The organism is Actinokineospora enzanensis DSM 44649 (assembly GCF_000374445.1).
Classification (GTDB): Bacteria; Actinomycetota; Actinomycetes; order Mycobacteriales; family Pseudonocardiaceae; genus Actinokineospora; species Actinokineospora enzanensis.
Genome location: NZ_KB894403.1, coordinates 419,437 through 444,736, shown reverse-complemented (window position 1 = coordinate 444,736; position 25,300 = coordinate 419,437). Strand labels below are relative to the sequence as shown.

21 protein-coding genes are annotated in these 25,300 nt (G+C 70.8%); 10 read left to right on the top strand and 11 right to left on the bottom strand.

Going from position 1 to position 25,300, the window contains the following annotated elements:
• Positions 1 to 456, bottom strand: coding sequence for an RrF2 family transcriptional regulator (locus C503_RS0101885; RefSeq protein WP_018680498.1), 456 nt, complete (start codon positions 454 to 456; stop codon positions 1 to 3).
• A 137-nt stretch (positions 457 to 593) separates the two neighbouring features.
• Between C503_RS0101885 and C503_RS37390 the strand changes: the two genes are divergently transcribed.
• On the top strand, positions 594 to 1,931 hold the full coding sequence (locus tag C503_RS37390; RefSeq protein WP_018680497.1) for an FAD/NAD(P)-binding protein: 1,338 nt from the start codon (positions 594 to 596) through the stop codon (positions 1,929 to 1,931).
• Between the two features lie 45 nt (positions 1,932 to 1,976).
• Here C503_RS37390 and C503_RS44005 read toward each other — a convergent pair whose 3' ends face one another.
• A complete protein-coding gene (locus C503_RS44005; protein ID WP_018680496.1) occupies positions 1,977 to 3,866 on the bottom strand; it encodes a S8 family serine peptidase in 1,890 nt (629 codons plus the stop codon).
• 191 nt (positions 3,867 to 4,057) lie between these two features.
• On the opposite strand from C503_RS44005, the gene C503_RS0101870 reads away from it, so the two are divergent.
• Both C503_RS0101870 and gad read left to right on the top strand, forming a co-directional pair.
• Positions 4,058 to 6,601: a P-loop NTPase fold protein gene (locus C503_RS0101870; RefSeq protein ID WP_169514480.1), complete on the top strand. Its 2,544-nt coding sequence runs from the start codon at positions 4,058 to 4,060 to the stop codon at positions 6,599 to 6,601.
• Between the two features lie 114 nt (positions 6,602 to 6,715).
• Positions 6,716 to 8,122 carry a glutamate decarboxylase gene (gad, locus tag C503_RS0101865; protein WP_018680494.1) on the top strand — a complete coding sequence of 469 codons (1,407 nt, stop codon included), beginning with the start codon at positions 6,716 to 6,718 and terminating at the stop codon, positions 8,120 to 8,122.
• 124 nt (positions 8,123 to 8,246) lie between these two features.
• Here the strand turns inward: gad and C503_RS0101860 are convergent, their stop codons facing one another.
• The gene (locus C503_RS0101860; protein WP_018680493.1) at positions 8,247 to 9,623 is read right to left on the bottom strand and encodes an aspartate aminotransferase family protein; all 1,377 of its coding nucleotides are present in this window, start codon (positions 9,621 to 9,623) and stop codon (positions 8,247 to 8,249) included.
• Positions 9,624 to 9,655: 32 nt separating this feature from the next.
• Positions 9,656 to 11,152, bottom strand: a complete 1,497-nt coding sequence (locus C503_RS0101855; RefSeq protein WP_018680492.1) for a CoA-acylating methylmalonate-semialdehyde dehydrogenase — start codon at positions 11,150 to 11,152, stop codon at positions 9,656 to 9,658.
• A 127-nt stretch (positions 11,153 to 11,279) separates the two neighbouring features.
• On the opposite strand from C503_RS0101855, the gene C503_RS0101850 reads away from it, so the two are divergent.
• Positions 11,280 to 12,884 carry a PucR family transcriptional regulator gene (locus C503_RS0101850; protein WP_018680491.1) on the top strand — a complete coding sequence of 535 codons (1,605 nt, stop codon included), beginning with the start codon at positions 11,280 to 11,282 and terminating at the stop codon, positions 12,882 to 12,884.
• Between the two features lie 79 nt (positions 12,885 to 12,963).
• On the opposite strand, the gene C503_RS0101845 is transcribed toward C503_RS0101850, so the two are convergent.
• Positions 12,964 to 14,388 carry an APC family permease gene (locus C503_RS0101845; protein ID WP_018680490.1) on the bottom strand — a complete coding sequence of 475 codons (1,425 nt, stop codon included), beginning with the start codon at positions 14,386 to 14,388 and terminating at the stop codon, positions 12,964 to 12,966.
• Between the two features lie 137 nt (positions 14,389 to 14,525).
• On the opposite strand from C503_RS0101845, the gene C503_RS0101840 reads away from it, so the two are divergent.
• The 3 genes from C503_RS0101840 (at position 14,526) to C503_RS0101830 (ending at position 17,045) form a co-directional block, all read left to right on the top strand.
• Entirely contained in the window at positions 14,526 to 15,131 is a 606-nt protein-coding gene (locus tag C503_RS0101840) for a TetR/AcrR family transcriptional regulator (protein WP_018680489.1), read from the top strand.
• Positions 15,131 to 16,210 carry a P1 family peptidase gene (locus C503_RS0101835; protein ID WP_018680488.1) on the top strand — a complete coding sequence of 360 codons (1,080 nt, stop codon included), beginning with the start codon at positions 15,131 to 15,133 and terminating at the stop codon, positions 16,208 to 16,210. Before C503_RS0101840 ends, C503_RS0101835 begins: the two co-directional genes overlap by 1 nt.
• Positions 16,211 to 16,379: 169 nt before the next feature.
• Positions 16,380 to 17,045, top strand: a complete 666-nt coding sequence (locus tag C503_RS0101830) for a zinc ribbon domain-containing protein (protein ID WP_245572385.1) — start codon at positions 16,380 to 16,382, stop codon at positions 17,043 to 17,045.
• 54 nt (positions 17,046 to 17,099) lie between these two features.
• Here C503_RS0101830 and C503_RS0101825 read toward each other — a convergent pair whose 3' ends face one another.
• From C503_RS0101825 to C503_RS0101815, 3 genes are all read right to left on the bottom strand, one after another.
• Positions 17,100 to 17,819, bottom strand: a complete 720-nt coding sequence (locus C503_RS0101825; RefSeq protein ID WP_018680486.1) for a GON domain-containing protein — start codon at positions 17,817 to 17,819, stop codon at positions 17,100 to 17,102.
• Positions 17,820 to 18,002: 183 nt separating this feature from the next.
• On the bottom strand, positions 18,003 to 18,626 hold the full coding sequence (locus C503_RS0101820) for a response regulator (RefSeq protein ID WP_018680485.1): 624 nt from the start codon (positions 18,624 to 18,626) through the stop codon (positions 18,003 to 18,005).
• On the bottom strand, positions 18,623 to 19,756 hold the full coding sequence (locus C503_RS0101815; protein WP_018680484.1) for a sensor histidine kinase: 1,134 nt from the start codon (positions 19,754 to 19,756) through the stop codon (positions 18,623 to 18,625). The genes C503_RS0101820 and C503_RS0101815 overlap by 4 nt, the downstream gene beginning before the upstream one ends.
• Positions 19,757 to 19,918: 162 nt before the next feature.
• Here C503_RS0101815 and C503_RS0101810 point away from each other — a divergent pair, with 162 nt between their 5' ends.
• Positions 19,919 to 20,953 (top strand): ABC transporter permease, encoded by a 1,035-nt coding sequence (locus tag C503_RS0101810; protein ID WP_018680483.1) that lies wholly within the window; start codon positions 19,919 to 19,921, stop codon positions 20,951 to 20,953.
• Positions 20,950 to 21,675: an ABC transporter ATP-binding protein gene (locus C503_RS0101805; RefSeq protein WP_018680482.1), complete on the top strand. Its 726-nt coding sequence runs from the start codon at positions 20,950 to 20,952 to the stop codon at positions 21,673 to 21,675. The genes C503_RS0101810 and C503_RS0101805 overlap by 4 nt, the downstream gene beginning before the upstream one ends.
• Here C503_RS0101805 and C503_RS0101800 read toward each other — a convergent pair.
• From C503_RS0101800 to C503_RS0101790, 3 genes are all read right to left on the bottom strand, one after another.
• The gene (locus C503_RS0101800; protein ID WP_018680481.1) at positions 21,601 to 22,074 is read right to left on the bottom strand and encodes a TspO/MBR family protein; all 474 of its coding nucleotides are present in this window, start codon (positions 22,072 to 22,074) and stop codon (positions 21,601 to 21,603) included. The two genes, C503_RS0101805 and C503_RS0101800, sit on opposite strands and share 75 nt — an antisense overlap.
• Before the next feature lie 93 nt (positions 22,075 to 22,167).
• Entirely contained in the window at positions 22,168 to 23,010 is an 843-nt protein-coding gene (locus C503_RS0101795; RefSeq protein ID WP_018680480.1) for a CU044_5270 family protein, read from the bottom strand.
• A complete protein-coding gene (locus C503_RS0101790) occupies positions 23,003 to 23,569 on the bottom strand; it encodes an RNA polymerase sigma factor (protein ID WP_018680479.1) in 567 nt (188 codons plus the stop codon). Before C503_RS0101790 ends, C503_RS0101795 begins: the two co-directional genes overlap by 8 nt.
• A gap of 206 nt (positions 23,570 to 23,775) precedes the next feature.
• On the opposite strand from C503_RS0101790, the gene C503_RS0101785 reads away from it, so the two are divergent.
• Complete coding sequence (locus tag C503_RS0101785) at positions 23,776 to 25,284, top strand: phage tail sheath family protein (RefSeq protein WP_026315892.1); 1,509 nt, start codon at positions 23,776 to 23,778, stop codon at positions 25,282 to 25,284.
• Positions 25,285 to 25,300 lie beyond the last annotated feature (16 nt).

Sequence of the window (25,300 nt, the reverse complement as noted above, 5' to 3'; positions counted from 1 at the left end):
TCATTCGTGCCTGCGGTCCTCGCGGTACCGCTCGGCGAGCTCGGTGACCGCCGTGGGCAGCTCCCGGCGGACGATGTCGGCCAGCGTCGTGCGCTCGAAGACGTCCCGCAGGCTCGTCCTGGTCGCCAGCCACAGCTCCAGCAGCGGCTCCGCCGCGCCCTGATAACGCAGGTCGGACAGCCCGCGGTCGCGCACGGTCAGCATGGGGCCGTCGATCGCCCGGAACACATCGGCCACACTGATGTCGTCGGCCGATCGGGCCAACAGGAATCCGCCACCGGAACCACGAGTACTGAGCACCAGCCGCGCGCGTTTGAGCTCGGTCAGTACCGCGTGCAGGAACTTCAGCGGAATGTCCTGTTCCTCGGCGATCCGGGCCGCCGTCACCGGCCCCGCCGCCGCGTCCGCCGCCAGTTGCAGGCAGGCCCGGATCGCGTATTCCACCTTCGCCGTCACCCTCACGTCCTCATCATTCTCGGGCCAGAACCCTTCCTTCCGCGCCGGGGTGGAACTAACATGATCGACCTGGTCTATAAAATCCACCGATTTGATGGATTATCCCTGAGGGGCCCATGGAACACACGACATCGCGAGTGGCGATCGTCGGCGCCGGGGCCGCGGGCGCACTCACCGCGATCCGGTTGTTGGCCGCCACCCGTACGCCGCTGCACATCGACCTCGTCGACCCCGCCCCGCACCCCGGCCGCGGCGTCGCCTACTCGACCGCCCACCACACCCATCTCCTCAACGTCCCCGCCGGTCGGCTGAGCGCGTTGCCCGACGACCCCGACCACTTCGCCCGCTGGGCCGCCGCCCCGCCGACGGCCTTCCTGCCCCGCCCCACCTATGGCCGCTACCTGACCGAGGTGCTCGCCGCCACCGAACGCCGGAGCCGGTTCGGCCGCCTGCACCGGGTGCGCGACCGCGTGACCGCCGTCCACCCGGGCCTGGCCCTCGAACTCGCCCTGGCCTCGGGGAAGCGGGCGCACGTGGACGCGGCCGTGCTCGCCCTGGGCGTGTTCCCGCCGGACCGGTCCTGGGCCCCGCCCGCCCTGCTGGACTCGCCGCGCTTCATCGCGGACCCGTGGCAACCCGGCGCGCTGTCCGCCATCCCGGACGACGTGGACGTGCTGCTGGTGGGCACCGGCCTCACCATGGCGGACATGGTCCTGGCCCTGGATCGTCCACATCGGACGATCACGGCCGTCTCCCGGCACGGTCTCCTGCCGCGCAGGCACAACGCCCGGCTCGCGCCACCCATCGCCCCACCGGACCTCTCCACCGCCGCCGGCCTGGACGACCTGCACCGCACGGTCACCCGGCACATCCGCGCGTGCCTGCGCTCCGGCCAGGACTGGCGGCCTGCCATGGACGGCCTGCGCCCGCTGACCTCGACCGTCTGGCGCGAGCTGTCCCCGCTCGACCAGGACCGGTTCCTGGCCATCTACCTGCGCGAGTGGGAGGTTCGTCGCCATCGCATGCCGCCGGTGGTCGCCGACCGCCTGCACGAGGCCCGGTCCGCGGGCAGGCTGTGCATCCGCCGCGCGGGCGTTCTCGACGCCACCCCGACGCCGACCGGTCTGGGTATCCGGCTCAGCGGCAACCGGTTCGTGCACGTGGGTGCGGTGGTGAACTGCACCGGCCCGCAGAAGCGCCCCAAGGCGGTGACCGACCCGTTGGTGTCGAGCCTGCTGCGCGCAGGCCTGACCACGCCCGGTCCGCACGGCCTCGGCTTCGACACCGACTCCCGGGGCAGGCTCTCCGATCATCCCTTGTGGACACTGGGTGCGCTGCGGCTCGGCACGCTCTGGGAGACCACAGCCATCCCGGAGATTCGCGCCCAGGCAACCGAGATCGCTACCGATCTACTGTCCTATCTGGCCACTCCACCGGACCGGCAGACCGTGAACCTGACCCTGGGCGGCCGTTGACGGACCTGGGAACCGGCGGCTCGCACCGCCGGTTCCCGGTGTGCGTCAGCGGGCGTTGAGCGCCACGTCGTCGAGCACGAAGTGCGTGATGTTGGCCGTGTCCCCCCAGCTGGTGAACCAGATCGACACCGTCCGCCCCGCGTACCGGCCGAGGTCCACCGTGTACTGCTTGTACCCGGCGGGCGCCCCCTTGCCCGGGATGGCAAGCAGGTCCTGGCCGTCGATCCGCACGTACAGCTTGTCGTAGACGTCCACGGCCTCCTCGTAGGTGACCTTCACGTAGAACGACAACGTCGACCACGCGCACTCCAGCGGGATCTTGACGTCATCGGGCACCACGCTGTCCCCGAACGCGGTGAACGCCGGGATGCTCGCCGAGTAGACCCCGGTGCGCGGTGCGTCCGGGCCGGTGAAGCGGTCGATCAGGTACCCGCTGGTCCACCACCCGGTGTCCCCGCTCTCGAAACCCGGGTTCACCAGCTTCTGCCCGCCGGTGGGACAGGTCCACCCTGGCGGCACCACGGTCGCCTTGAACTGCACGGTGGTCGTCCGGTTCGCCTTGTCCTTCGCGGACACGCCCACCGTCGCGGCGACCAGGGTGGACGTCGGCGTCCCGGAGATCAATCCCGTCGTGGCGTTGATGGAAACCCCCGTGGGCAACCCCGTCGCCGACCAGGTGTACGGCGCGGTGCCGCCCGCGGCGGTCATCTGGATGGTCATCGGCGTCCCGGTCCGCTGCGCCCGGTATCCGGGGTTCGACACGATCGGATACCCCGGCCGCGTCCCGGTGTTCACGACCACCAGCTTGTTCGGCGACCCGGTCCCGACGTCGGCGATCTTCCCGGACGTCGCGTCCAGCACCAGGTGCGCGCCGACCTGCGCGGGCGTCGTCGCGGGGTCGACCGCCAGCAGCAATGCCGCCGCACCCGCCACATGGGGTGCCGCCATGGACGTGCCGCTCAACGTCTCCGACGCGTCCGGGTACCCCTTCGTGGCCGAGGTGATCCAGTCGCCCGGGGCGAAGATGTCCACACAGGTACCGATGTTGGAGAACGACGCCCGCTCGTCCCCTTCCGACGTCGCGCCCACCGTGATCGCCTCGGGTGTCCGCGCGGGCGACTGCCCGCACGCGTCGGTGCTCTTGTTGCCCGCCGACACGGTCGTCGTCACGCCATCCGCGACCAACCGCTTGGTCGCGGCATCGAGGACCGCGTCCGGGTCGCCGCCCAGGCTCATGTTCGCGACCGCGGGCCCGGACACGTGGTTGGCGATGGCCCAGTCGATGCCCGCGACCACGGTCTCGGTCGTGCCGTCGCCCGCGCAGTCCAGCACCTTCACCGCGACCAGGCGCACGCCCTTGGCCACGCCGTAGTCCTTGCCGCCGATCGTCCCGGCCACGTGCGTGCCGTGCCCCTGGCAGTCGGTGTCCTGCCCGTCCCCGGTGGTGTTCGTGCCCCACACGGCCCGGCCGCCGAAGTCGTTGTGCGCGGTGTAGATGCCGGTGTCGATGACGTAGGCGGTGACAGTGGACGCGGTGGTGGAGTAGGAGTACGCGTCGTCCAGTTCGGCATCCCGTTGGTCCACTCGGTCCAATCCCCATGACGGGGGATAGGTCTGCGTGGTGTCCACTCGCACGCGCCGGTTGTGCTGCACGGACGCCACGGCCGGGTCGGCCGCGAGCCTGCGCGCGGCCGGTTCGGACATCTGCACGGAGAACCCGCGTAACGCGTCGTTGTACCGATATCTGATCGCACCGGAATATCGCGCGGCCAACCGCCCCTGGTCGACCGCGGTGTCCCGCAACGTCACCAGGTAGCTGCCCGCCACCACGCCCGGCCCCGCACCGAGAACCTCCGCCGTCGCGGGCGACGCACCCACGACCACCGCTGTCGCCGCGGTCACCACGACCGCGGACAGCGCGATGTACCTGACCAAATCCCACCTCCGGACTCGACCTCGCCATTCGCCCGAAGGGTAGGAAAGCGCGCCCGCCTGCCGAACCCGATCAGCTGATCTTCGCTCGAATGCCCCACCACCCCGCGCGATCGGCCCAGCCTGGCTGGTTCCCTTGGCAGCCCGTGATTACCCGCCGGGGCCACGACTGTCGTGTGTTGTACGGTTTGGCGGTGCATACCCTCGGTGAGGCCAACGGCACCGTCGTCCAGTTCACGGTGACGACCGAGCCGTGGGCATTGGACACCGACGCCCTGGTGATCCCCGCGGCCGCGGGCCTGGGCTCACTGGGCCGATCCTTCCTGGACGCGTTCCCGGACCTCGAACCGGTCGTCATGAAGGCCGTGGCCAGGCTTCCCCCGGACGGCACGCTCTTCGAGCAGGTGACTCCGAGCCTGGGGCTGGTGATCGTGTCGAGCACCCCGGCCATACCGATCGCGGTCGCCACGAGGAGCGCGATCCGCCTCGCGATGGATTCCGGCGTGACCGGCCTGGCACTGCCGTTGATCGGGACCGGTGACCGGGAGGTGTCCAAGAGCGTCGCCCTCCGGGAGATGGCGACCGCCGTGCGAGCTGCGGTGGCCTATCGCAAGCGTGGCATACTCCGCCGGGTCGTGTTGTTCGACCGCTCGTCCTCCGCCGAGGAGCTGCTCGCGGATACCGGACACGCTGCCGTTCCGGCCGTGCTGGCGGGCGGAGTCGACAGTGACCTGGTGAAGGCGGACATCGCCCTGGACGCCTCCGCCGACCGTCTCGACGTGATGCCGTACGTGCGGATGATCGCCGGTGTCATCGCGCGCCGGGACACCCCGGTCCCGTTGTGCGTCGGCGTTTTCGGTGCCTGGGGTTCCGGCAAGAGCTACTTCATGGCCCTGCTGCGCGGTCGGATCACCGCGCTGCAGGGCACCGAGCAGCACTGCGGCCACATCGTCCACATAGGATTCAACGCCTGGCACTACGCGGACGCGAACCTCTGGGCCAGCATCGCCGACGCCGTGTTCGACGGCCTCGGCACGCCGGACTCACCCGCAGGCGAACGGGAAGCGGCGGGACGGGAGCTGGCCGCCGCCGAGACAGAGCGATCCCGGTTGGACGAGGTCAACGCCCGCGCGAGCGAGGAGGTCGCGCGGCTGGAGAAGGTCGTGGAGGAGACCGAGGGCAGACACCTCGTCACGGCCCGGGACGTGCTGACCGCGATCACCACCTCGGACGTGCTCGCCGCCCGGCTCGACCGGGCCTGGGAGCAGCTGGGCATCACCGAGGAGGTGGACCGGGCGAAGGTCTTCTCCAAGGCCATGCGCGGGATCTACCGGGACTACCAGGAGGTGAAGACCCCGGAGACCAAGCGCAAGGCCGTCCTCGCGCTGGTCGCCGCCGGGATCGCCGCCATGGTCGCGCTGGGCGGGTTCCTGGCGCCGTGGCTGTTCACCGCGCTCGGCCCGGCCCTGGGTCTCGGCTGGTTGAGCGCCGCGTGGGCGGGCCGGGCCAAGAACGGCCTGATCGGCCTGATGGAGCTACGGGACGACCTGCGCAACCGGCTGACGGAGGTCACCGAGGCCCGGGACCGCGCGGCCATCCAGCCGACCCTGGACCGCCTGCGCGAGGTCGAGGCCGAACAGCGGGTCGCCAGCACCGCGCGCGACACCGTGGTGGAACGGGTGTCGACGCTGACCGCCCGCCTGGTCGAGCTGGACCCGGCCCTCCGCTTCGAGACCTTCCGCACCGAGCGCCTCGCCGCCTACACACCTCAGTTGACCGCGGTCAGCCATGTTCGACGCGACTTCGACGAACTCGTGGACCGCCTCGCCGACTGGCGGGCGGCCGGGGATCGGCCCATCGACCGGATCGTCCTCTATATCGACGATCTCGACCGCTGTCCGCCCGGGCGGGTGGTGGAGGTGTTGGAGGCCGTCCACCTGCTGATGACGCTGGATCTGTTCCTGGTGGTCATCGGGGTGGACCCACGATGGCTCGTGCGTGCGGTCCGGGGCCATTACGCGGGGTTGGTGGACTCCCGGCAGGCCACGCCGGAGGACTACCTGGAGAAGATCATCAACATCCCGTTCACCCTGCCGCGGATGGGGCGGGGCGGGTTGCCCGCGTTGTTGCGGTCGTTGGTGGATCCGGTGGAGGAGCAGGTGGCGCCGGTGATGTTCATGCCGCATGGCGCTGGGCTGAATCGGGTCGAGCCGAGGCCGACTCCGGAGTATCTGTCGGTCGCGGAGCCGGTCACCCTGCCGCCGCGTGGTCTTGGTCAGGGGGAGCTCGCGTTTCTCGACGCGCTCGACCTGCTGATCACGACGCCGCGGGCGGCGAAGCGGTTGGCGAATGTGTATCGGATGCTGCGGTCCAGTGAGTTCACGACCGCTGATGACTTTCTCGGGGATAACGATCGGCCCGGGGAATATCAGGCCGTGGTGATCCTACTGGGGATTCTCACCGCTTCGCCTGCTTTGGCGGGGCTGGTGTTCGCGGCCCGGCCTGGGGGTTCCGTGCTTGGTGGGCTCCTGTATCGGCCTGCCGGGTCCAGTTGGGCAGCGTTTGCCGCTGACCTTGTGGATGGTGCTCGGATTGTGGTTGATGCCGATGCGGGGGAGTGGGGGAGGTTGCACCGGGGGTTGGTGCCGGTGACCAATCAGGTCACGTTGGCGGATCTTGCCGCGTTCCAGCGGTGGATTCCTCGGGTTCGACGCTTCTCGTACTTGCTTGATGTGTGAGGCTTTCATCCCGCTCTGGGCGCTTCCTGCCTGGCCTTCGGCCTCGGGGGTGCCGGGTGGTCGGGTCGCCCACATGGCGTGGCGGTCCGCCGGGGCACAGGGGAGGGTGGGGGTATGCCGCTGAACCACCCGTCCGAGCCGCCCCAGAGCGACCGTGCGGATGTCGCCGTCAATCCGGTCTTCCTGCGCGAGCCGGTGCGGATACCACGCAACCGGATGCCCGACGGCCAGGTCGACGCCGATACCGCGTACCAGGTCGTTCATGACGAGTTGATGCTGGACGGGAATGCCCGGCTCAACCTGGCCACCTTCGTCACCACCTGGATGGAACCCACCGCCGCCGCCCTGATGGCCGAGTGCGCCGACAAGAACATGATCGACAAGGACGAGTACCCGCGCACCGCCGAGCTGGAGCAGCGGTGTGTACGGATGCTGGCCGATCTCTGGAGCGCGGCCGACCCGGACTCGGCGGTGGGATGTTCGACCACCGGGTCCAGCGAGGCCTGCATGCTGGCCGGGCTCGCCATGAAGCGCCGCTGGCAGCACCGGCGGACAGCGGCGGGCGAACCGACCGACCGGCCGAACATCGTCATGGGTGTCAATGTGCAGGTGTGTTGGGAGAAGTTCGCCAACTACTGGGACGTCGAAGCCCGGCTGGTCCCCATGTCCGGTGACCGTTTCCACCTCACGGCCGAGGAGGCGATCAAGCGCTGCGATGAGAACACCATCGGGGTCGTCGCGATTCTCGGGTCCACTTTCGACGGTAGCTACGAGCCGGTCGCGGAGATCTGCGCCGCGCTCGACCGCCTCCAGCGCGAGCACGGCTGGGACATCCCGGTGCATGTGGACGGTGCGTCCGGGGCGATGATCGCGCCGTTCTGCGACCCCGGGCTGGAATGGGACTTCCGGCTGCCCCGGGTCGCGTCCATCAACACCTCCGGGCACAAGTACGGGCTGGTGTATCCAGGGGTCGGATGGGTGCTGTGGCGGGATGCCGACGCGCTGCCCGAGGACCTGGTGTTCAAGGTCAACTACCTGGGCGGCGACATGCCCACGTTCGCGTTGAACTTCTCCCGGCCCGGCGCGCAGGTGGTGGCCCAGTACTACAACTTCCTGCGCCTGGGTCGGGAGGGTTACCAGCGGGTTCAACAGTACTGCCGGGACGTGGCGACCGATCTCGCCGCCCGGATCGCCGCGATGGGGCCGTTTCGGCTGGTCACGGACGGGTCGCAGCTGCCGGTGTTCGCGTTCGCCCTGGCCGACGGCGAGACCGGGTACTCGGTGTTCGACGTCTCGGCGGCGTTGCGGGAACAGGGTTGGCTCGTCCCCGCCTACACCTTTCCGGCCGACCGTGAAGACCTCGCGGTCCTGCGCGTCGTCATCCGGAATGGTTTCACGCACGATCTGGCCGATTTGCTCATCGACGCCCTGGAACGTGCCCTCCCGAGACTGCGCGAACAGGACAAACCGCAGCGCGGGGTGGAGGCGGCGTCGTTCTCCCACGGCGCGGGCTCGCCCTGAACCGCCGCACCGGCCAGGCCCAGATGGATGATCCACACAAGTAGTCCGGGGTGGACACCGGCCACAGGTGTCCACCCCGGACACTCCCATCACCAGGGAGCCTGTCCCGCCGCAGGGACGGGGTCTAGACGAGTTTCGCGGCCTCGGTGAGGGTCTGCCGCAGGATCCGCTCGATCTCGTCGAACTCGGTCTGGCCGCAGATCAGCGGCGGGGCCACCTGCACGACCGGGTCGCCCCGGTCGTCCGGGCGGCAGTACAGGCCGTTGTCGAACAGGGCCTTCGGCAGGAAGCCGCGGATGAGGAGCTCGCGTTCGGCGGCGTCGAAGGTCTGCTTGGTGTCCTTGTCCTTGACCAGCTCGACCGCCCAGAAGTAGCCGTCGCCGCGGACGTCGCCGACGATGGGGAGGTCCAGCAGCCTGCGCATGGTGTCGCCGAAGGCGGCCTCGTTGTCCAGGACGCGCTGGTTGAGGCCCTCGGACTCGAAGATGTCCAGGTTGGCCAGCGACACCGCGGCGGCGACCGGGTGGCCGCCGAAGGTGTAGCCGTGCGGGAACATGTTCTTGCCCTGCTCGAACGGCTCGGCCACCCGGTCGGTGGTGATCATCGCGCCGATCGGGGCGTAGCCGGAGCTCATGCCCTTGGCGCAGGTCACGATGTCCGGCTGGTAGCCGAACTTCTCGCAGGCGAACGTGGTGCCGTGCCGACCGAACGCGCAGATCACCTCGTCGGAGACCAGCAGCACGTCGTACTTGTCGCAGATCTCGCGCACCCGCGCGAAGTAGCCGGGCGGCGGGGTGAAGCAGCCGCCGGAGTTCTGCACCGGTTCCAGCACCACCGCGGCGACCGTGTCGGGGCCCTCGAAGAGGATGGCCTCCTCGATCCGGTTCGCCGCCCACAGTCCGAACGCGACAGGGTCGTCACCGTGTTCGGGTGCGCGGTAGATGTTGGTGTTCGGCACCCGGAAACCACCCGGGGTCAACGGCTCGAACGCCTGCTTCATCGCGGGCAGGCCGGTGATGGCCAGCGCGCCCTGCGGGGTGCCGTGGTAGGCGATCGAGCGGCTGATCACCTTGTGCTTGAGCGGGCGGCCGGTGAGCTTGAAGTACTGCTTGGCCACCTTCCACGCGCTTTCCACCGCCTCGCCGCCGCCGGTGGTGAAGAAGACCTTGTTCAGGTCGCCGGGCGCGGCCGCGGCCAGCCGGTCGGCCAGCTGCATGGCGGGCGGGGTCGCGTAGCCCCACACCGGGAAGTAGGCGAGCTCGGCGGCCTGTTCGGCCATCACCTCGGCCAGCTCGCGACGGCCGTGTCCGGTCTGGACGACGAACAGGCTGGACAGTCCGTCGAGGACTTTGCGGCCCTGGTCGTCCCAGATGTACGCGCCCTCGCCCCGGGTGATCACCGGGACGCGCGGCGCCGACAGGCGGGTGAAGTGCGGCCACAGGTTCCCCCACCCGGTGGTCGGACCACCCGTCCCGGCGGGGCTGTGCTCGGTGAGCGTCATGCGTGCCGTCCTTTGTGCTCTGTCGTGAGTGGTCAGTCGTTGCGCGGGAAACCGAGGTTGAGACCGCGGTGCCCCTCGTCCGGCCAGCGGGAGGTGACGACCTTGCCGCGGGTGAAGAAGTGCACGCCCTCGGTGCCGTGCGCGTGCGTGTCGCCGAACAGCGAGTCCTTCCAGCCGCCGAACGAGTAGTAGGCGACCGGCACCGGGATCGGCACGTTGACGCCGATCATGCCGACCTCGACCTCGTTCTCGAACCGCCGGGCCGCGCCGCCGTCGCTGGTGAAGATGGCGGTGCCGTTGCCGTAGCGGTTGGCGTTGACCAGGGCCAGCGCCTCGGCGTAGGTGTCCACCCGGACGACCGAGAGCACCGGCCCGAAGATCTCGTCGGTGTAGACGGACATGCCCGGGGTGACGTGGTCGAGCAGTGTCGGGCCGAGGAAGAAGCCGGACCCGTCCGCGTCGGGTCGCACGTCCCGGCCGTCCACGACCAGCTTGGCGCCCGCCTCCTCGCCCTCGGCGACGTAGCCCGCCACCCGGTCGCGGTGCGCGGCGGTGACCAGCGGGCCCATGTCGCAGCCGCGCCGCCCGTCGCCGGTGCGCAGTGCGCGGGCCCGGTCGGCGATCGCGGCGACCAGCGGGTCGGCGATCTCGCCGACGGCCACCACGACGCTGATCGCCATGCACCGCTCGCCCGCCGAGCCGAACCCGGCGTTGATCGCGGCGTCCGCGGTCAGCTGCAGGTCGGCGTCGGGCAGCACGACCATGTGGTTCTTCGCCCCGCCGAGCGCCTGCACCCGCTTGCCCGCCGCGCTCGCCCGCTGGTGCACGTACTGGGCGACGGGGGTGGAGCCGACGAACGAGACGGCCTTGATGTCCGGGTGGTCGAGCAGCCCGTCGACCGCCTCCTTGTCACCCTGCAACACGGTGAACACGCCGTCGGGCAGACCGGCCTGCTTCCACAGCCCGGCCATGAACAAGGCGGCCGACGGGTCCTTCTCGCTCGGCTTGAGCACCACGGTGTTGCCCGCCGCGATCGCGATCGGGATGAACCACAGCGGCACCATCGCCGGGAAGTTGAACGGGCTGATCACCGCCACCGGGCCGAGCGGCTGCCGGATCGAGTGCACGTCCACGCCGGTGGAGGCGTTCTCGGTGTGCCCGCCCTTGAGCAGGTGTCCGATCCCGCAGGCGAACTCGACGACCTCCAGGCCGCGCGCGACCTCGCCGTGCGCGTCCGAGACGACCTTGCCGTGCTCGCCGGTGATGATCTCGGCCAGCTCGTCCTTGGCCTTGTCGAGCAGCTCGCGGAAGGCGAACAGCACCCGGGTGCGCCGGGACAGCGCGGTGTCGCGCCAGCCGGGGAACGCGGCCGCGGCGGAGGCGACGGCGCGCTCGATCTCGGCCGCGCCCGCCAGCGCCACGTGGCGCGCGAGCGTGCCGGTGGCGGGGTCGAACACGTCCCCGGCGCGGCCGGAGTCGCCGGGCACCTCCGCGCCGTCGATCCAGTGCCCCACGGTCTCCGCGCTCATCCGTATCCCTTCGTCGCGCCTGTTCCCGTCGAGCCTCGACCTTCCCGGCCCGCGCTGCCAGTTACACAGTGCCGGTGATCACGAGCGATTGCCGACGATGTGTAAAGCCGCGTGCTACCGTCCGGCCATGTACCCCACGGTGGCCGACGTGCTCGCCTCGCCCAGCGTCCAGGCGGGCGACCCACGGGTGCGCGCGGGGGAGGAGAGCCTCGACCGGCCGGTGCGCTGGGTGCACGTCAGCGAGATCGCCGACGTCGCGGGCACGCTGGAGGGCGGCGAGCTGCTGCTGTCCACCGGCATCGTCACCACCGCGCCCGGCGCCGACCCGGCGGGCTACGTCACCGCGCTGCACGAGGCAGGCGTGAGCGCGCTGGTGGTCGAGCTGGGCGGCAGGCTGCCGGTGCTGCCCGACCCGATGGTCCGCACCGCCCGGCGGCTCGGGTTCCCGCTGGTCGAGCTGCGCCGCTCGGTCCGGTTCGTGGACATCACCGAGGCCGTGCACACCTGGATCCTGGACGTCCAGCACGAGCGGCTGCGGTTCACCCAGCAGGTCAACCAGGTGTTCACGACCCTGACCGTGGAGGGCGCGCGGGTCGAGGAGATCCTGGCCCAGGCCAGCGCGCTCGGCGGCCACCCGGTCGTGCTGGAGGACCTCGCCCACCACGCGATCGCCTTCAGCGGCACCACCCGCGCGGGCGAACTGCTGCGCGACTGGGAGTCCCGGTCCCGGCTCGCGGTCGGCGGCGAGACGGGAGTGGCGGGACCGGAACGATGGCTGACCACGCCCGTCGGCCCGCGCCGCGGCCGGTGGGGGCGGCTGGTCGTGCCGCTGGCCGTACCCGACATCGAGTCCGTGGTCACGGTGCTGGAACGGGCGGCGGACACACTCGCGATCACCCGGATGCTGCAGCGGGAGAACCGGGACATCACCCTCGACGCTCACGGCGGCCTGCTGCGCGACCTGCTCGCGGGCCAGGTGACCGACGAGCAGGCGGTGAACGCCCGTCTGCGGGCCCTCGGCCTGCGCGCCGGACGGGCGTACGCGGTGCTCGTGCTGGCGGTGCCCGGTGACCCGTCGGCCGATGTGGACCAGTCCGCTGTGGACGCCGCTGCCTCGACCGCCCGCGGTCAGGGCCGGGCCGCGCTCACCGGTGTGATCGCCCCCGGCCGGGTGGCGGTCGTGTTCGCCTGCCCCGCGGACACCGACGAACCGGCCGCCGTCCGCTCATTCCGGTCGGCGATGTCGGGCCAACCGCGCCTGCCCGCGGGGATGGTCGTGGCCGCGGCTTCCCCGACCACGAGGCTCACCGGCCTGTCGGCGGCGCTGGAGGAAGCGAGCCATGTCGCCGATGCCGTGAGCGCGGATCCGGGGCGGGTGGGGGAGCGGGAGGTCTACCGGACGCGGGATCTCGGCGCGCGGGGTCTGTTGTGGTCGTTGCGGGCGGATCCGCGGCTCCAGCAGTTCACGGAGCTGCAGTTGCAGCCGTTGTTGAGCCATCGGGCGCACCGGCACGAGGAACAGGACCTTTTGGACCTGTTGCGGTCCTATCTGGACGCGAACGGGAACATTGCGGTCCTGGCTCGTACTCTGCACCTGAGCAGGCCTGCCGTGTACGCACGCCTGAAGCGGCTGACGGACGTCCTGGGCCGCGACCTCGCCGACGCCGAGACCCGGTTGTCGCTGCACCTCGCCGTCCTGGCCTACGACCAGGCCACCCGCGTCCCCGGCTGACCCGACGAAAACCCGCCCCGAACACGGCGGTGGCCGCCCACCGAAGTGGACGGCCACACCGGACCGAGGTCGAGGCCGGTCAGGCAGCCTCGACGTCCGCCGGGGCCTCGTGCTCGCCCTTGAGCTCCCACTGGCCGCGGCGACGCACGACCAGGAGGTAGTACAGGGCCGAGACCACGCCGATGCCGAGGGTGATGAACAGGCTGGGGCGGCCGACCTCCGCGTCCAGCGCGTTCTGCCAGATCACGTACACCAGGGCCGCGAGGGCGAGCACCGGTGCCACCGGGAACAGCGGCATGCGGTAGGCCGCGTGCCTGGTCGTCCCGTTGCGCCGTCCGCTGATGACCGCCAGGCACAGCGCCGCGTACACCGCGACGATGGTGGTCGAGGTGACGATCAGCAGGAAGTTCGCGTCCACGAAGCACAGGGCGGTGCCGAACGCGCCGGTGACCAGGGTGGCGATCCACGGGGTGCCGGTCTTGGGGTGGATGGCGGCCAGCGCCTTGCTCAGGCCGCCCGGCCAGGCCGCGTCCCGCCCGGTGCTGAACACCATCCGCGATGTGATCAGGATGATGGCCAGCACCGCGTTCAGGATGGCCAGCGCGATGGCCAGGCTGATGACGGTGTTCAGCGTGGACCCGCCCTTGGCGTCGACGAAGTAGCTCATCATGTTGCCCGAGCCGAACAGGTCCGGCAGCGACGGCGCACCGAGCAGCACGGCGGTCACCGGGATCAGCTCGGCCAGCACGGTGATGCCCAGCGCCCACAGGATGGCGCGGGCGATGCCGCGGTGCGCGTTGTTGGTCTCCTCGCCGAAGTACACCGCGGAGCCGTAGCCGTTGTAGGAGAAGATCGCCACCGCGGCGGCGCCGACGACCAGACCGAACGCGGCGGGGCCGACCACGCCGTTGGCGTCCGCGACCACCGGCGAGCCGAGCAGGTCGCCCAGCGGGCGGGCCGGGTCGAAGAAGCCGAGCGCGCTGACCACGACCAGCGCGAGCAGCTCGATGGCCAGGAAGACGCCGGTGATCCAGGCGTTGACCTTGATGTCGAACACGGCCAGCACGGTCGCGCCCGCCGTGGTCACCGCGGCCACCGCCGGGCCGGGCAGGCCGGGGATGAGCACCTCCAGGTAGGTGCCGACGCCGAGCGCGATCACCGCGATGATCAGCAGCTGGGTGACCATCAGCAGGCCCAGGGTGACGAACCCGGGCAGTTTGCCCAGCGTGCGGCCGACGATGGCGTACTCGCCGCCGCTGAGCGGGTAGGCCGAGGCCAGTTCGGCGTAGACGAACGCCATGAACACGCCCACCACGGCGGCGATGACGAAGCTCCAGAACGCGCCGCTGCCCGCCTTGCCCACCACGCCAGGCGCGATGATGAAGACCGAGGACGCAGGCGAGATCGCGGACAGCGTGATGAGCAGCGTGCCGAGGACCTTCAGGCCTCGGCGCAGGGCCGGGGTGGACGGCGCGGTGGTGGGCGGGGATGACGGCTCGGCCATGGCGGCTCCTCCGATGCAGTTCTTTGACTCGACATCAAAGAACTCCGCGTGACCCACGTCAATAACCTGGCAGGAAACAACTGTGTCACGGCACTCATCGCTTGCGTTCTTTGAAGATCGGCTGAAGAATCGACCGCATGCCGAGACCAAGTCGCGCCCATGAACGCCGCGGTGAGCTGATCGCCGCCGCGCGCCAGGCCGTCCTCGACCGGGGCGTGCTCGACCTGCGGTTGAAGGATGTCGCGGACCGCGCCGCCATGTCCACCGGCTCGGTCCTGTACTACTTCCCGACCCTCGGCGACCTGCTCTACGAGGTGCAGCGGGAGGCCGTCGAACGGTTCTGCGTCGACCGCGAGGAGGCGGCCCGGCGCGAGCCGGACCCGCGCCGCAAGCTGGTGGGCACCATCAGGGCCGGGCTGCCCAGCGGTCTCGACGACGAGCTCTGCGTGCTCATCTACGAGCTCGGCGCGTACGCCCGGCGCGACCCCGCCTACGCCGCCGAGCACATCCGGCTCTACGAGCGGCAGGTCGCGTTGTACTCCACCATCCTGGAGATCGGCGCGGCCACCGGCGTGTTCGAGCTGACCCGGGAGTCGGGCGCCATCGCCCGCGGCCTGGTGGCCCTGGAGGACGGGCTCGGCCTGCACCTCACCCAGGCCGTGCCCACCTTCACCGTGGTCCAGGCCGAGGCGATGCTGATCGCCCACGCGGCCGACGCCACCCACTGCGAACTGGAGATCTGATGCGCGCCCGTGACCTCGGCCTGCCGCTGACCGGAGACACCGGCCCGCACAACGCGATCACCGACGTCCCCGGGGTGGAGGTCGGCTACACCACGCTCGTCGAGGGCGAGTCCGTCCGCACCGGCGTGACCGCGATCCTTCCCCGCTCGCGCGCGGACGTGCACCTGCCGTGCGCGGCCGGTCGCTACTCGTTGAACGGCAACGGCGAAATGACCGGCAGTGCCTTCCTCGACGAGACCGGCCTGCTGCGCCTGCCGGTCCTGATCACCAACACACACGCGGTCGGCCCCTGCCACCGCGGCGTGATCGACTGGACCGCCCGGGAGAAGCCCGCGGTCGCCGAGCAGTGGCTGCTCCCGGTGGTCGCCGAGACCTGGGACGGCTACCTCAACGACATCAACGGCCCGCACATCCAGCCGAGCCACGCCGTCGCCGCGATCGACGCGGCCGCGTCCGGCCCGATCGCGGAGGGCTCGGTCGGCGGCGGCACCGGCATGAACTGCTACGCGTTCAAGGGCGGCAGCGGCACCTCCTCCCGCGTCGTCGACTACGGCACCGACTCGTACGCGGTCGGCGCGTTCGTACAGGCGAACTTCGGCTCCCGCGCCGAGCTCACCGTCTGCGGCGTCCCACTCGGCACCGCGCTCGCCGACGACAACCCGATGGAGGACGACGACTGGCTGATCCCGCCCGGCGCTGGCTCGGTCATCGCCGTCATCGCCACCGACGCGCCGTTGCTGCCCGGCCAGTGCACCGCGCTCGCCCGCCGCGTCCCGCTCGGCCTGGCCCGCACCGGCACCACCGGCTCGCACTTCTCCGGCGACATCTTCCTGGCGTTCTCCACCGGGAATGTGCTCACCCCATCGGAATTCCCCCAGGGCGAACCGGGCTACGACAACCTCCGCCACATTCCGTGGAACCGTATGGACGACTTCTTCACCGCCGTCGTGCAGGCGGTCGAGGAAGCGGTGCTGAACGCGTTGGTCGCGGCCACCTCCATGACCGGACGGCTCGGCCACCGCTCGCCCGCCCTGCCGGTGGAACGAATGGTGGACCTCGTCCTCAAGAACGGTCGGTGACGTTTCCCCGCCACGCGGGTAACGGCACCCGTGGTGCCGCGACAATATCCACATGAACTTCTGTCCGGCGTGCGGACGGGAACTCCCTCCCCAGGCGCGCCTTTGCGGGAGCTGTGGGGCATCGGTCGACCAGTCGCCATCTCCGCACCGACCCATGGCGCCACCGCCCGTGCCGGATTCCGCAGTACGACGGCAATCCACGGCGCGCACGGCGGTGCTGTCCGTGGTCGTGGCGGGGGTGGCGATCGTCGGTGCGGCCGCCGGGGTCATCGTGTTCACGCAACAGGACTCCGCGCAGGAGACACCTCGACCCACGACGATCACGCGTCCGCGCACGACCAGCGCGGCACCGGAGAGCGCAACACCGGAGAGCACGGTCACGTCGACCCGCCCGACGACCGTGCCGGTCACCGCCACCGGCGCGGTCGCCGCGTCGACCACCGCTCCGAGCCGGACCACTGCCTCCGACGTGGACCTGCGTCGCCAGATGGAGACCGACCGGTCCACTGCGGACAGCCTGGTCGGACAGTGGGTCCCGCAGCTGTCATCGCGGGTCGAGGGCCTGGTCGTCAACGGCGTCACCTACGACAACGCGGCGATCATGACCGACTTTCGGAACCTGCGCGGCCGCTACCCGCGGGCGATCCTGGTGAACTCAAGCGACTACACCAACTTCACCCGCAAATCCGTGTGGGTCGCGCTGGAGTCCACGCCCTATGGCAGTCCCGATGACGCGAACGCGTGGTGCGACCGTCAGGGATTCGCCCCGGTGGACTGTTTCGCCAGCCGCCTCAGCCACACCGGCGGCCCGGCCGGGAATGTGAAACACCGGTGACACGCGGGTGCCGGATCGAATGGACCGATCCGGCACCGAATGGTCGCGCGTGGCTCAGCCGAGGTCGAGACAGGGCTGCGGTCGGAGCAGGCCGTCCGGCGTGCAGGAAAGGGTGAGCGAGTAGTCGGAACCCGTGGGGTTGAACGGGTTGTACGCGGTCGCCGACGGGGCGTTCCAGCCGCAGTAGCCGCCGCCGGTCAGGTTGAAGAGCTGGTTGGCGGCGCTCGCCGTCGACGTGCCCGCGGGCATGAAGCCGCCGAGGTGGAACGTGCTGCTGACGGCGAAGGCGGTGCCGCGCAGGTCGACGTTGGCCACGCCGTTGGCGGAGGAGTTGCAGCCCACCGCGGTGCCGTAGGGGATCGAGGTGACGGTCTGGTTGCCGTGGGTGAGTTGGCCGGTGGACGTGGCGAAGGTCAGGTCGTTCACGTCGATGGTGAGGTTCTGCGGGTTCAGGCGCAGCTTGCTGAACGTGGTCCGGGTGTTCGAACCGGGCGCGGCGCCACCCGCGGTGTACTGCGAGAAGTTCGCCGTGGGGCCGGAGGCGGCGAGGTTCAGGTATTCGCGCGGGGTGCCGAACATGTCGTGGCAGTACACGCCGAGCAGATACCGGTTGGTGGCGAGGAAATAGTTCCCGTCGGGCGCGCCGGGTAGCAGTGCGTGCACGGCGGCGCAGCTGTCCAGCAGGCCGGTCGTCGCCGCGGGTGCGGCATTCGCGGTGGTGGTCGCGGTGGTGGCGGCCAATGCGGTGCAGAACGCGAGTGAAATGCGCGTCACGGTTCTCAAGGCCCTACTCGCAATCGTGAGTTCCATGGTGGTTGCCAACGTTCGAACGCTAACAATCGGCGCGATCCCATTGCCATTACCCGGATGTGTAGAGGATTCGCCCACCAGAGGTCTTGCCGTCGATTTCGGACCGGATGTTCCGCCCGCGCGGTTGCCCGAATGGCCCTTGTCGGGTCAGCGGCGGATCAACCCGAGATCGGTGGCGGCGGCCACCGCGGCCGTGCGGGAGTCGACGCCGAGCTTCGCGTAGACGCGGGCGAGATGGGACTTCACCGTGCCCTCGGTCAGGTGCAGGCGGCCACCGATGGCCAGGTTGGACAGTCCTTCCGCGACCAACGCGAGCACCTCCACCTCCCGGCGCGTGAGGCTCGCGCCCGGGGTGCGCAGCCGCCGCATGAGCCGGTCGGCGACGGTGGGCGCGAGCGCGGTCCGGCCCGCGGCCGCGGTGCGCACGGCGGCGGCCAGCTCCTCCGGCGGGGCGTCCTTGAGCAGGTAGCCGGTGGCGCCCGCCTCGATCGCCGGGAGCACGTCGGCGTCGGTGTCGTAGGTGGTGACGACCAGGACGCGCGGCCCGCCGGGCCGGGCCGTGATGGCGGCGGTGGCCTGGGCGCCGTTCATGGCGCCGGGGAAGCGCAGGTCCATCAGGACCACGTCGACGTCGTCCCGCGCGGCCCGGGTCACGGCGTCCTCTGCGGTGGCCACCTCGTCGACGACGAGCAGGTCCGGCTCGGTCTCCAGCACGGCCCGCAGTCCCGCCCGCACGATGGGGTGATCGTCGGCGATCAGGAGGCGGATCACGAGCCCGCTCCCCGGGGGAGCCGGATGGTCACGGCGGTGCCGTTCGCCGACCGGACCTCGAAGGTGCCGTTCAGGTCCCGGGCGCGGGCCCGCATGCCCGCCAGGCCGAAGCCCTCGGGGGCGGTGCAGCCGGTGCCGTCGTCGGTGATGGTGAGGGTGACGTGGTCGGACGCGTGGGTGAGGGTGAGCTCGGCGGTGGTGGCGCGGGCGTGCTGGACGGTGTTGGCCAGGGCCGACTGGGCTACCCGCAGAAGGGCGACCTCGTGGGCGGTGGGCAAGGGGCCGGGGATACCGGTCTCCTGGAAGCGGGCCTTGAGGGGATGCCGCGACGAGGTTGTCGCGCACAGGCGGTGCAGGGCGTCGGCGAGGGTGCTGCCTTCCAGGCCGGGCGGGGAGAGGGCGGCGACGAAGCGGCGGGCCTCGGTGAGGTTGTCGGCGGCGGCCTGTCGGGCCTGTTCGACGTGGCGGAGGGTGGTTTCGGGGGTGGGGGCGCGTTCGGCGGCGTGCAGGAGGAGCTGGATGCTGGACAGGCCCTGGGCCAGGGTGTCGTGGATCTCGCGGGCCAGGCGTTCCCGTTCGGCCAGGACGCCTGCCGTGTGTTGGGCCTGGGCGAGGTCGGCCCTGGTGGTGGTGAGATCGTGGATGAGTTGTTGGCGGCGGTCGCTTTCGCGGTAGAGGGCCTGGTAGCCGCGCACTACTGCCGTGGCCACCGCCGCGCCCAGGAATGGGCCGATGGCTGTGGCAGGCGTGAATGAGTGGGCGTGGGCGGAGAATCCGATGACGGCTGCTGTGGCGGTCGCTGCTACCGCTGGTAGGGCTGCTCGGTGTAGGAGGTGCAGCTGGAGGAAGTAGAGGGGGAAGGCCAGCCAGGCGCCGTCCTGGGTGAGGGCCAGGAGGATCAACCAGGTCGCGCTGAGAGCTGTGAGCCAGGTGGCGGCTGCTCGCCTGTTCGACCGGATGCGTGGGGTGGCCGGGCCGATGGCGTAGGTGCCTGCCATCAGGGCTGCCGCGGCGATCGTGGCCGGGGTGTGGTCGATCAGCCCTCGGATGGCCGCCAGGGCCAGTAGGCCCGCCACCAGGAGGTGCAGGGACCAGGTCAGGGCTCGGCTGGTCGGGGTGATCGTGTCCACAGTGCACCCAGTCTAGAGGTGGTGCGGGATGGCTGCCTCTGTCGAAAGGTGTAGGGCGGCAGGCTGCTTTCGGCCCCGGGAGTGGCGGCCTGGGCGGGATGTCCCCGGGGTGCTCGGCCTGGACAGTGGGCGGTGCTGGTTTCCCGCTGTGAAAGGTCGGTCGTGTTCGTCGCCTGGAGAGATCTGAGGTTCGCCAAGGGCCGGTTCGCCCTGATGGGCGCGGTCATCGTGTTGATCACATTGCTGGTCGGGTTGCTGTCGGGGCTCACGGCCGGGCTCGGCAGGCAGAACGTCTCCGGCATCACCGGGCTGGCCGCCGACCTGATCGTGTTCGGCGGCGCCGAACCGTCCTACGCCGACTCGACCGTGACCGATGATCAACTCCGGCAATGGGCGGCCGCACCCGGGGTGACCCGGGCCGAGCCGCTCGGGATCGCCATGACCAAGGCCACCGCCGGTGATACCAACGCCGCCGTCGCCATCTTCGGTGTGCGGCCCGGGTTCGCCCACGTGGACGACAGATCGGTGGTGTTGTCCACCAAAGCGGCCACCGACTTGGACGTGTGGCCAGGAGACACCATCCGCTTGGCCGGGCAGTCGCTGACCGTCGCGGAAGTGGCCGGAGACGACTACTTCAGTCATACACCAGTCGTCTGGACCAGCCTGCAGACCTGGCAGAAGCTCTCGCCCGGTGCGGCGGCGACGGTGATCGCCGTCAGCGGCAACGGCGTGGATGTCGCAGCAGTCGACGCGGCAGCGGGGACCACCACCGTCAGCAAGGACGAATCGCTCGACGCGATCGGGTCCTACCGGTCGGAGAACGGCTCCCTCCAGCTGATGCGCGGCTTCCTGTTCGCCATCTCCGCACTGGTCATCGGCGCCTTCTTCACGGTCTGGACAATCCAGCGCAGCGGCGACATCGCCGTGCTCAAAGCCCTCGGCGCCGCCACTGCCTATCTACTCCGCGACGCCCTCGGCCAAGCCCTCGTCCTGCTGATCGGTGGCACCGCCATCGGCACCGCAGCCGCCGTCGGGCTCGGGACCCTGGTGGGCGGCAGCGTCCCGTTCCTGCTCACCCCCGCCACAGTGCTCACCCCCGCCGCCGTCATGGTCCTGCTGGGTGCGCTCGGGGCCGCCCTGTCCATCCGCCGCATCGCCGCCGTCGATCCGTTGACCGCGCTGGGGAGTGCCCGATGACCCTCGAACTGACCGACGTCACCCTCACCTACCCCGACGGCGACACCCGACTGACCGCCCTGGACAACGTCACAGTCACAGTGCCGAAGGGCAGCCTGACCGCCGTGGTCGGCCCGTCCGGTTCCGGCAAGTCCAGCCTGCTCGCCGTCGCCGCCACGCTCATCACCCCGGACAGCGGCACGGTCACCATCGACGGCACCGCCACGGCCGGTCTGGGTCGGGCCGAACTCGCCGAGTTACGCCGCCGTCGGATCGGGATCGTCTTCCAACAGCCCAACCTGCTGCCCTCGCTCACCGCCGCAGAACAGCTCCAGGTCATGTCGCACATCACCGGCCGCCCGAGGACCGACGCACGTGAGCTGCTGGCCGCCGTCGACCTGGCCGATCACGCCCACCGCCGCCCCCACCAACTCTCCGGCGGTCAACGTCAGCGCGTCGCGATCGCTCGGGCCCTGGTGAACGCCCCGACCGTGCTTCTCGTCGACGAACCCACCAGCGCCCTGGACCACGCGCGCGGCACCGCGATACTCGACCTGCTCACCCGCCTCACGCACGAGCGCGGCACAGCCACGGTCCTCGTCACCCACGACCACACCCACCTGGCGCACGCCGACCAGATCGTGGAGGTGCACGACGGTCGACTCACCTCAGCCTGCGTTCAACCGCCAGATCGACAGGTTCAACACGGCCGCGAACGTGACCCACAGCCAATAGGGGAGTAGCAACCCCGCCGAGACCCGCGACACCCGCCGGAACACCACGACGTTCACCCCGATCATCACCCACAACACCGCGATGTCCACGAACGCCAACCCATACAGCCCCGCCCCGAAGAACAACGGCGTCCACACCGCGTTCAACACCAGCTGGACCGCGAACACCCAACTGAAACCCGCGCGCTGCCAAGCGATCCAGCCACTCACCGCGATCATCGCGTACAGGACCGTCCACACCGGTCCGAACACCCACGCGGGCGGCGCCCACGACGGCCGCGCCAGCCCGCCGTACTCGCCGGAGGCCCCGCGCACCCCCAACGCTCCCACCCCGGCGACCACGACCACCGCCAGCGCGAACCCGGCCAACACCCACCACCGTCGACCGTGCTGGACCACCGCCGCCATGTCGCCTCCTCCGCTCGCCGTCCACCAAGCGTGACACGTCGGGGCCGACCCGGCAGGAGGACCCGCGCGACGACGCGGGCCCTCCTGTCCCCCTTACGGCCGCGCGCCCACCGTGTCCACAATGGACGGATGGCCCGCGGTGGAGTCGGTGGTGCCGAGGTATTCGTGGGTGTCGGGGTCGAACACCAGGGTGACCGCCGTGGTCGGGTCGCCGCCGGGGGGCGGCCAGGTCACGCCGACGCCGGGGGTGCCGGAGCCGTTCGTGACGTTCGGGACGGCGGTGAGGCCCGGGGTGCGGGCGGCCGCCTGGTACAGGGCGGCGCGGGTGGCGGGGGCCAGCACCGACTCCTCGATCAGGCCGAGCACCTCCTTGCCCCGCGAGTTCGGGTTGTCCGCGACCCGCTGGAGGTAGGCGACCATGCCGTCCTCCGTCGTGGGCAGATCCGCCCGGTATCCCGGGGACACCTCGCACGCGTCGGTCCGACCGGCGATGATCTCGTCCCCCTGCACGACCACCGTCCGCCCGTTGCGGCAGCCGGGCATGGGGGTGTGCCGGGGCCCGTCGATCAGCAGACCGTCATGCGTGCCGTCGACCGACCGCCAGAACTCCCGGCTGCCGGTCCGCGTGTAGACGAACTGGTCGGGTCGGGGCGCGACCCACGGCTGCGCCCGCGCCGCGTCGGCCGCCGCCGCCAGTAGACGAACCGGGTCGGTGGCCGTCGCGTCGGGCGCGGGGGCCGCCGGGCCGCCCGAGGTCGACACGACGACGACCGCCGCGGCGGCGGCCGTGCCCGTGGCGACGGCGGCGATCACCGGGCCGAACCGCCGTCGTGGCCGCTGGGTGGCGATCCTGGCCATCAGGCGGGCGCGGGCGGGGCCAAGGTCGGGGGGTGGGGTGTCGTCGGCCAGTTCCCGGACCAGTGTCAGGTCATCCATGGTTGAGCAGCTCCTCGATCGTGTCGGTGGTGGCACCGAGCGCCTGTCGGACCTGGCGGCGCGCACGGTGCAGCCGGGACCGGACGGTTCCCACGGGGATCCCCAGCGCGGCCGAGACCTCCTCGTAACCGAGCTGTTCCCAGGCGATCAGCAGCAGCACGTCCCGGTCCCCGGCGGACAGCCCGGCGAGCGCGCCGACCAGCACCGGTCGGACGCTGCGGGCGGTGACGTCCGCCGCGACCCGGTCCGCGTGGTCGTGCACCTGGACGGTGTCGACCCGCTCCCGCAGCCGCAGCACCTCCCGCCGCCGGTGTCGTCCGACCAGGTTGGTCGCGATCCCGTAGAGCCAGGGCCGGGCGTCCGCGCGCCGGACGTCGTAGCGCAGGCGTTTGTCGAACGCGGCCAGGAACGTCTCGCCGACCACGTCCTCGGCCGACTCCCGGCCCAGCCGTCGGACCAGGTACCGCAGGATGTGCGGGGCGTGCCGGTCGAAGATCTCCGCGAACGACTCGGGCTCGCGCCACGACCGTCGGATGATCTCCGCGTCCGTTGGGCTCATGTCTTCCTCTCCGACCTGGTGTCCACACCCGGTTATCACCACGACCACGGGATCGGGTTCACGGGGTCCGCCGGAGTCCGGAAGGGACGGCTGCCTCTTCGGGCAAGCACGGGTTCCCCCGCACGCCGTCGGCCGGGCGTGGGCGGGGCCCGGGGCGACGGCCAGTATCGACCGGGAAACAGCGGGTAGTCCCTTGGAGGCAGCGTATGCCCAGTTACCTCTCCCCGGGTGTGTACGTCGAGGAGGTGGAGTCCGGGTCCCGTCCGATCGAGGGCGTGGGCACGGCGGTCGCCGCCTTCGTGGGGCTCGCCGAGCGCGGACCGTGCGACGAGCCGACACTGGTCGGCAACTGGGGCCAGTTCACCCAGGTCTTCGGCGGGTTCCTGGAAGGTGGGAACCTCGCCCAGGCCGTGTTCGGCTACTTCCTCAACGGCGGCAGCAACTGCTACGTCGTGCGCGTCGGCACCCCGGAGCAGCGCGGCGGTCCCGCCCAGGCCCGGCTCGGCGGCTACCGGGTGCTCACCCGGGAGCTGCCCGCGGGCAAGGGCGCGGGCGAGATCACCGTCGAGGTCGCCGACCCGACCGAGGAGAACGCCCCGGACGACCGGTTCACGCTCCTGGTCAAGCAGGACGGCAAGGTGGTCGAGACGCACGCGGCGACCACCCGCCGCGGCAAGGACAACGTGGTGACCGTGGTGCGCGAGAAGTCCGCGCTGATCACCTTGGAGGAGGTCGCCTCCGGCCAGATCGCCAAGCCGGACAAGGGAGCCGTCACCCTGGCCGCGCCCGCCGCCGCGCCGCCCGCGGCGATCCGGGCCGAGCAGATCGTCGGGGACGTCGCGGACCGGACCGGGTTCGGCGGTCTGGAGGTGGTGGACGAGGTCACCATGGTCGCGGTGCCCGACCTCATGGGCTTCTACGAGCGTGGACTCATCGACCTCGACGGCGTCCGCGCCGTGCAGTCCGCGATGATCGCGCACGCCGAGCTGATGGGCGACCGGATGGCCATCCTGGACGCCCCGCGCGGCCTGAACGCGCAGCAGGTCAAGCAGTGGCGCGAGGAGGTCAACTACGACTCCCGCTACGCCGCCCTCTATTACCCGTGGATCAAGGTCGCCGACCCGGCGGGCGACGGCACCGTGTTCGTGCCGCCCAGCGGGCACATGGCGGGCGTGTGGGCGCGCAACGACGCCACCCGCGGCGTGCACAAGGCCCCGGCCAACGAGGTGATCCGCGGCGCGATCGCGTTGCAGACCCAGCTGACCCAGGCCGAGCAGTCGCTGCTGAACCCGTTGGGCGTCAACTGCCTGCGCTCGTTCGCCGGGCGCGGCATCCGGGTCTGGGGCGCGCGCACGCTCTCCAGCGACTCCGACTGGCGCTACCTCAACGTGCGCAGGCTGTTCAACTACCTGGAGGAGTCGATCCTCAACGGCACGCAGTGGGTGGTGTTCGAGCCAAACGACGAGGCGCTGTGGGCCAGGGTGCGGCGCACGATCAGCTCGTTCCTGGTCATGGAGTGGCGGCGCGGCGCGCTGTTCGGCAGCACCCCGGACGAGGCCTTCTACGTCAAGTGCGACCGGGAGACCAACCCCGCCGAGAGCATCGACCAGGGCCAGGTCGTCTGCGAGATCGGCGTGGCGCCGGTGAAACCCGCCGAGTTCGTGGTCTTCCGGCTGGCCCAGCTCTCCGGCGGCACCAGCCTGGTCAACGAGTAACCCGAAGGGCGGCAGC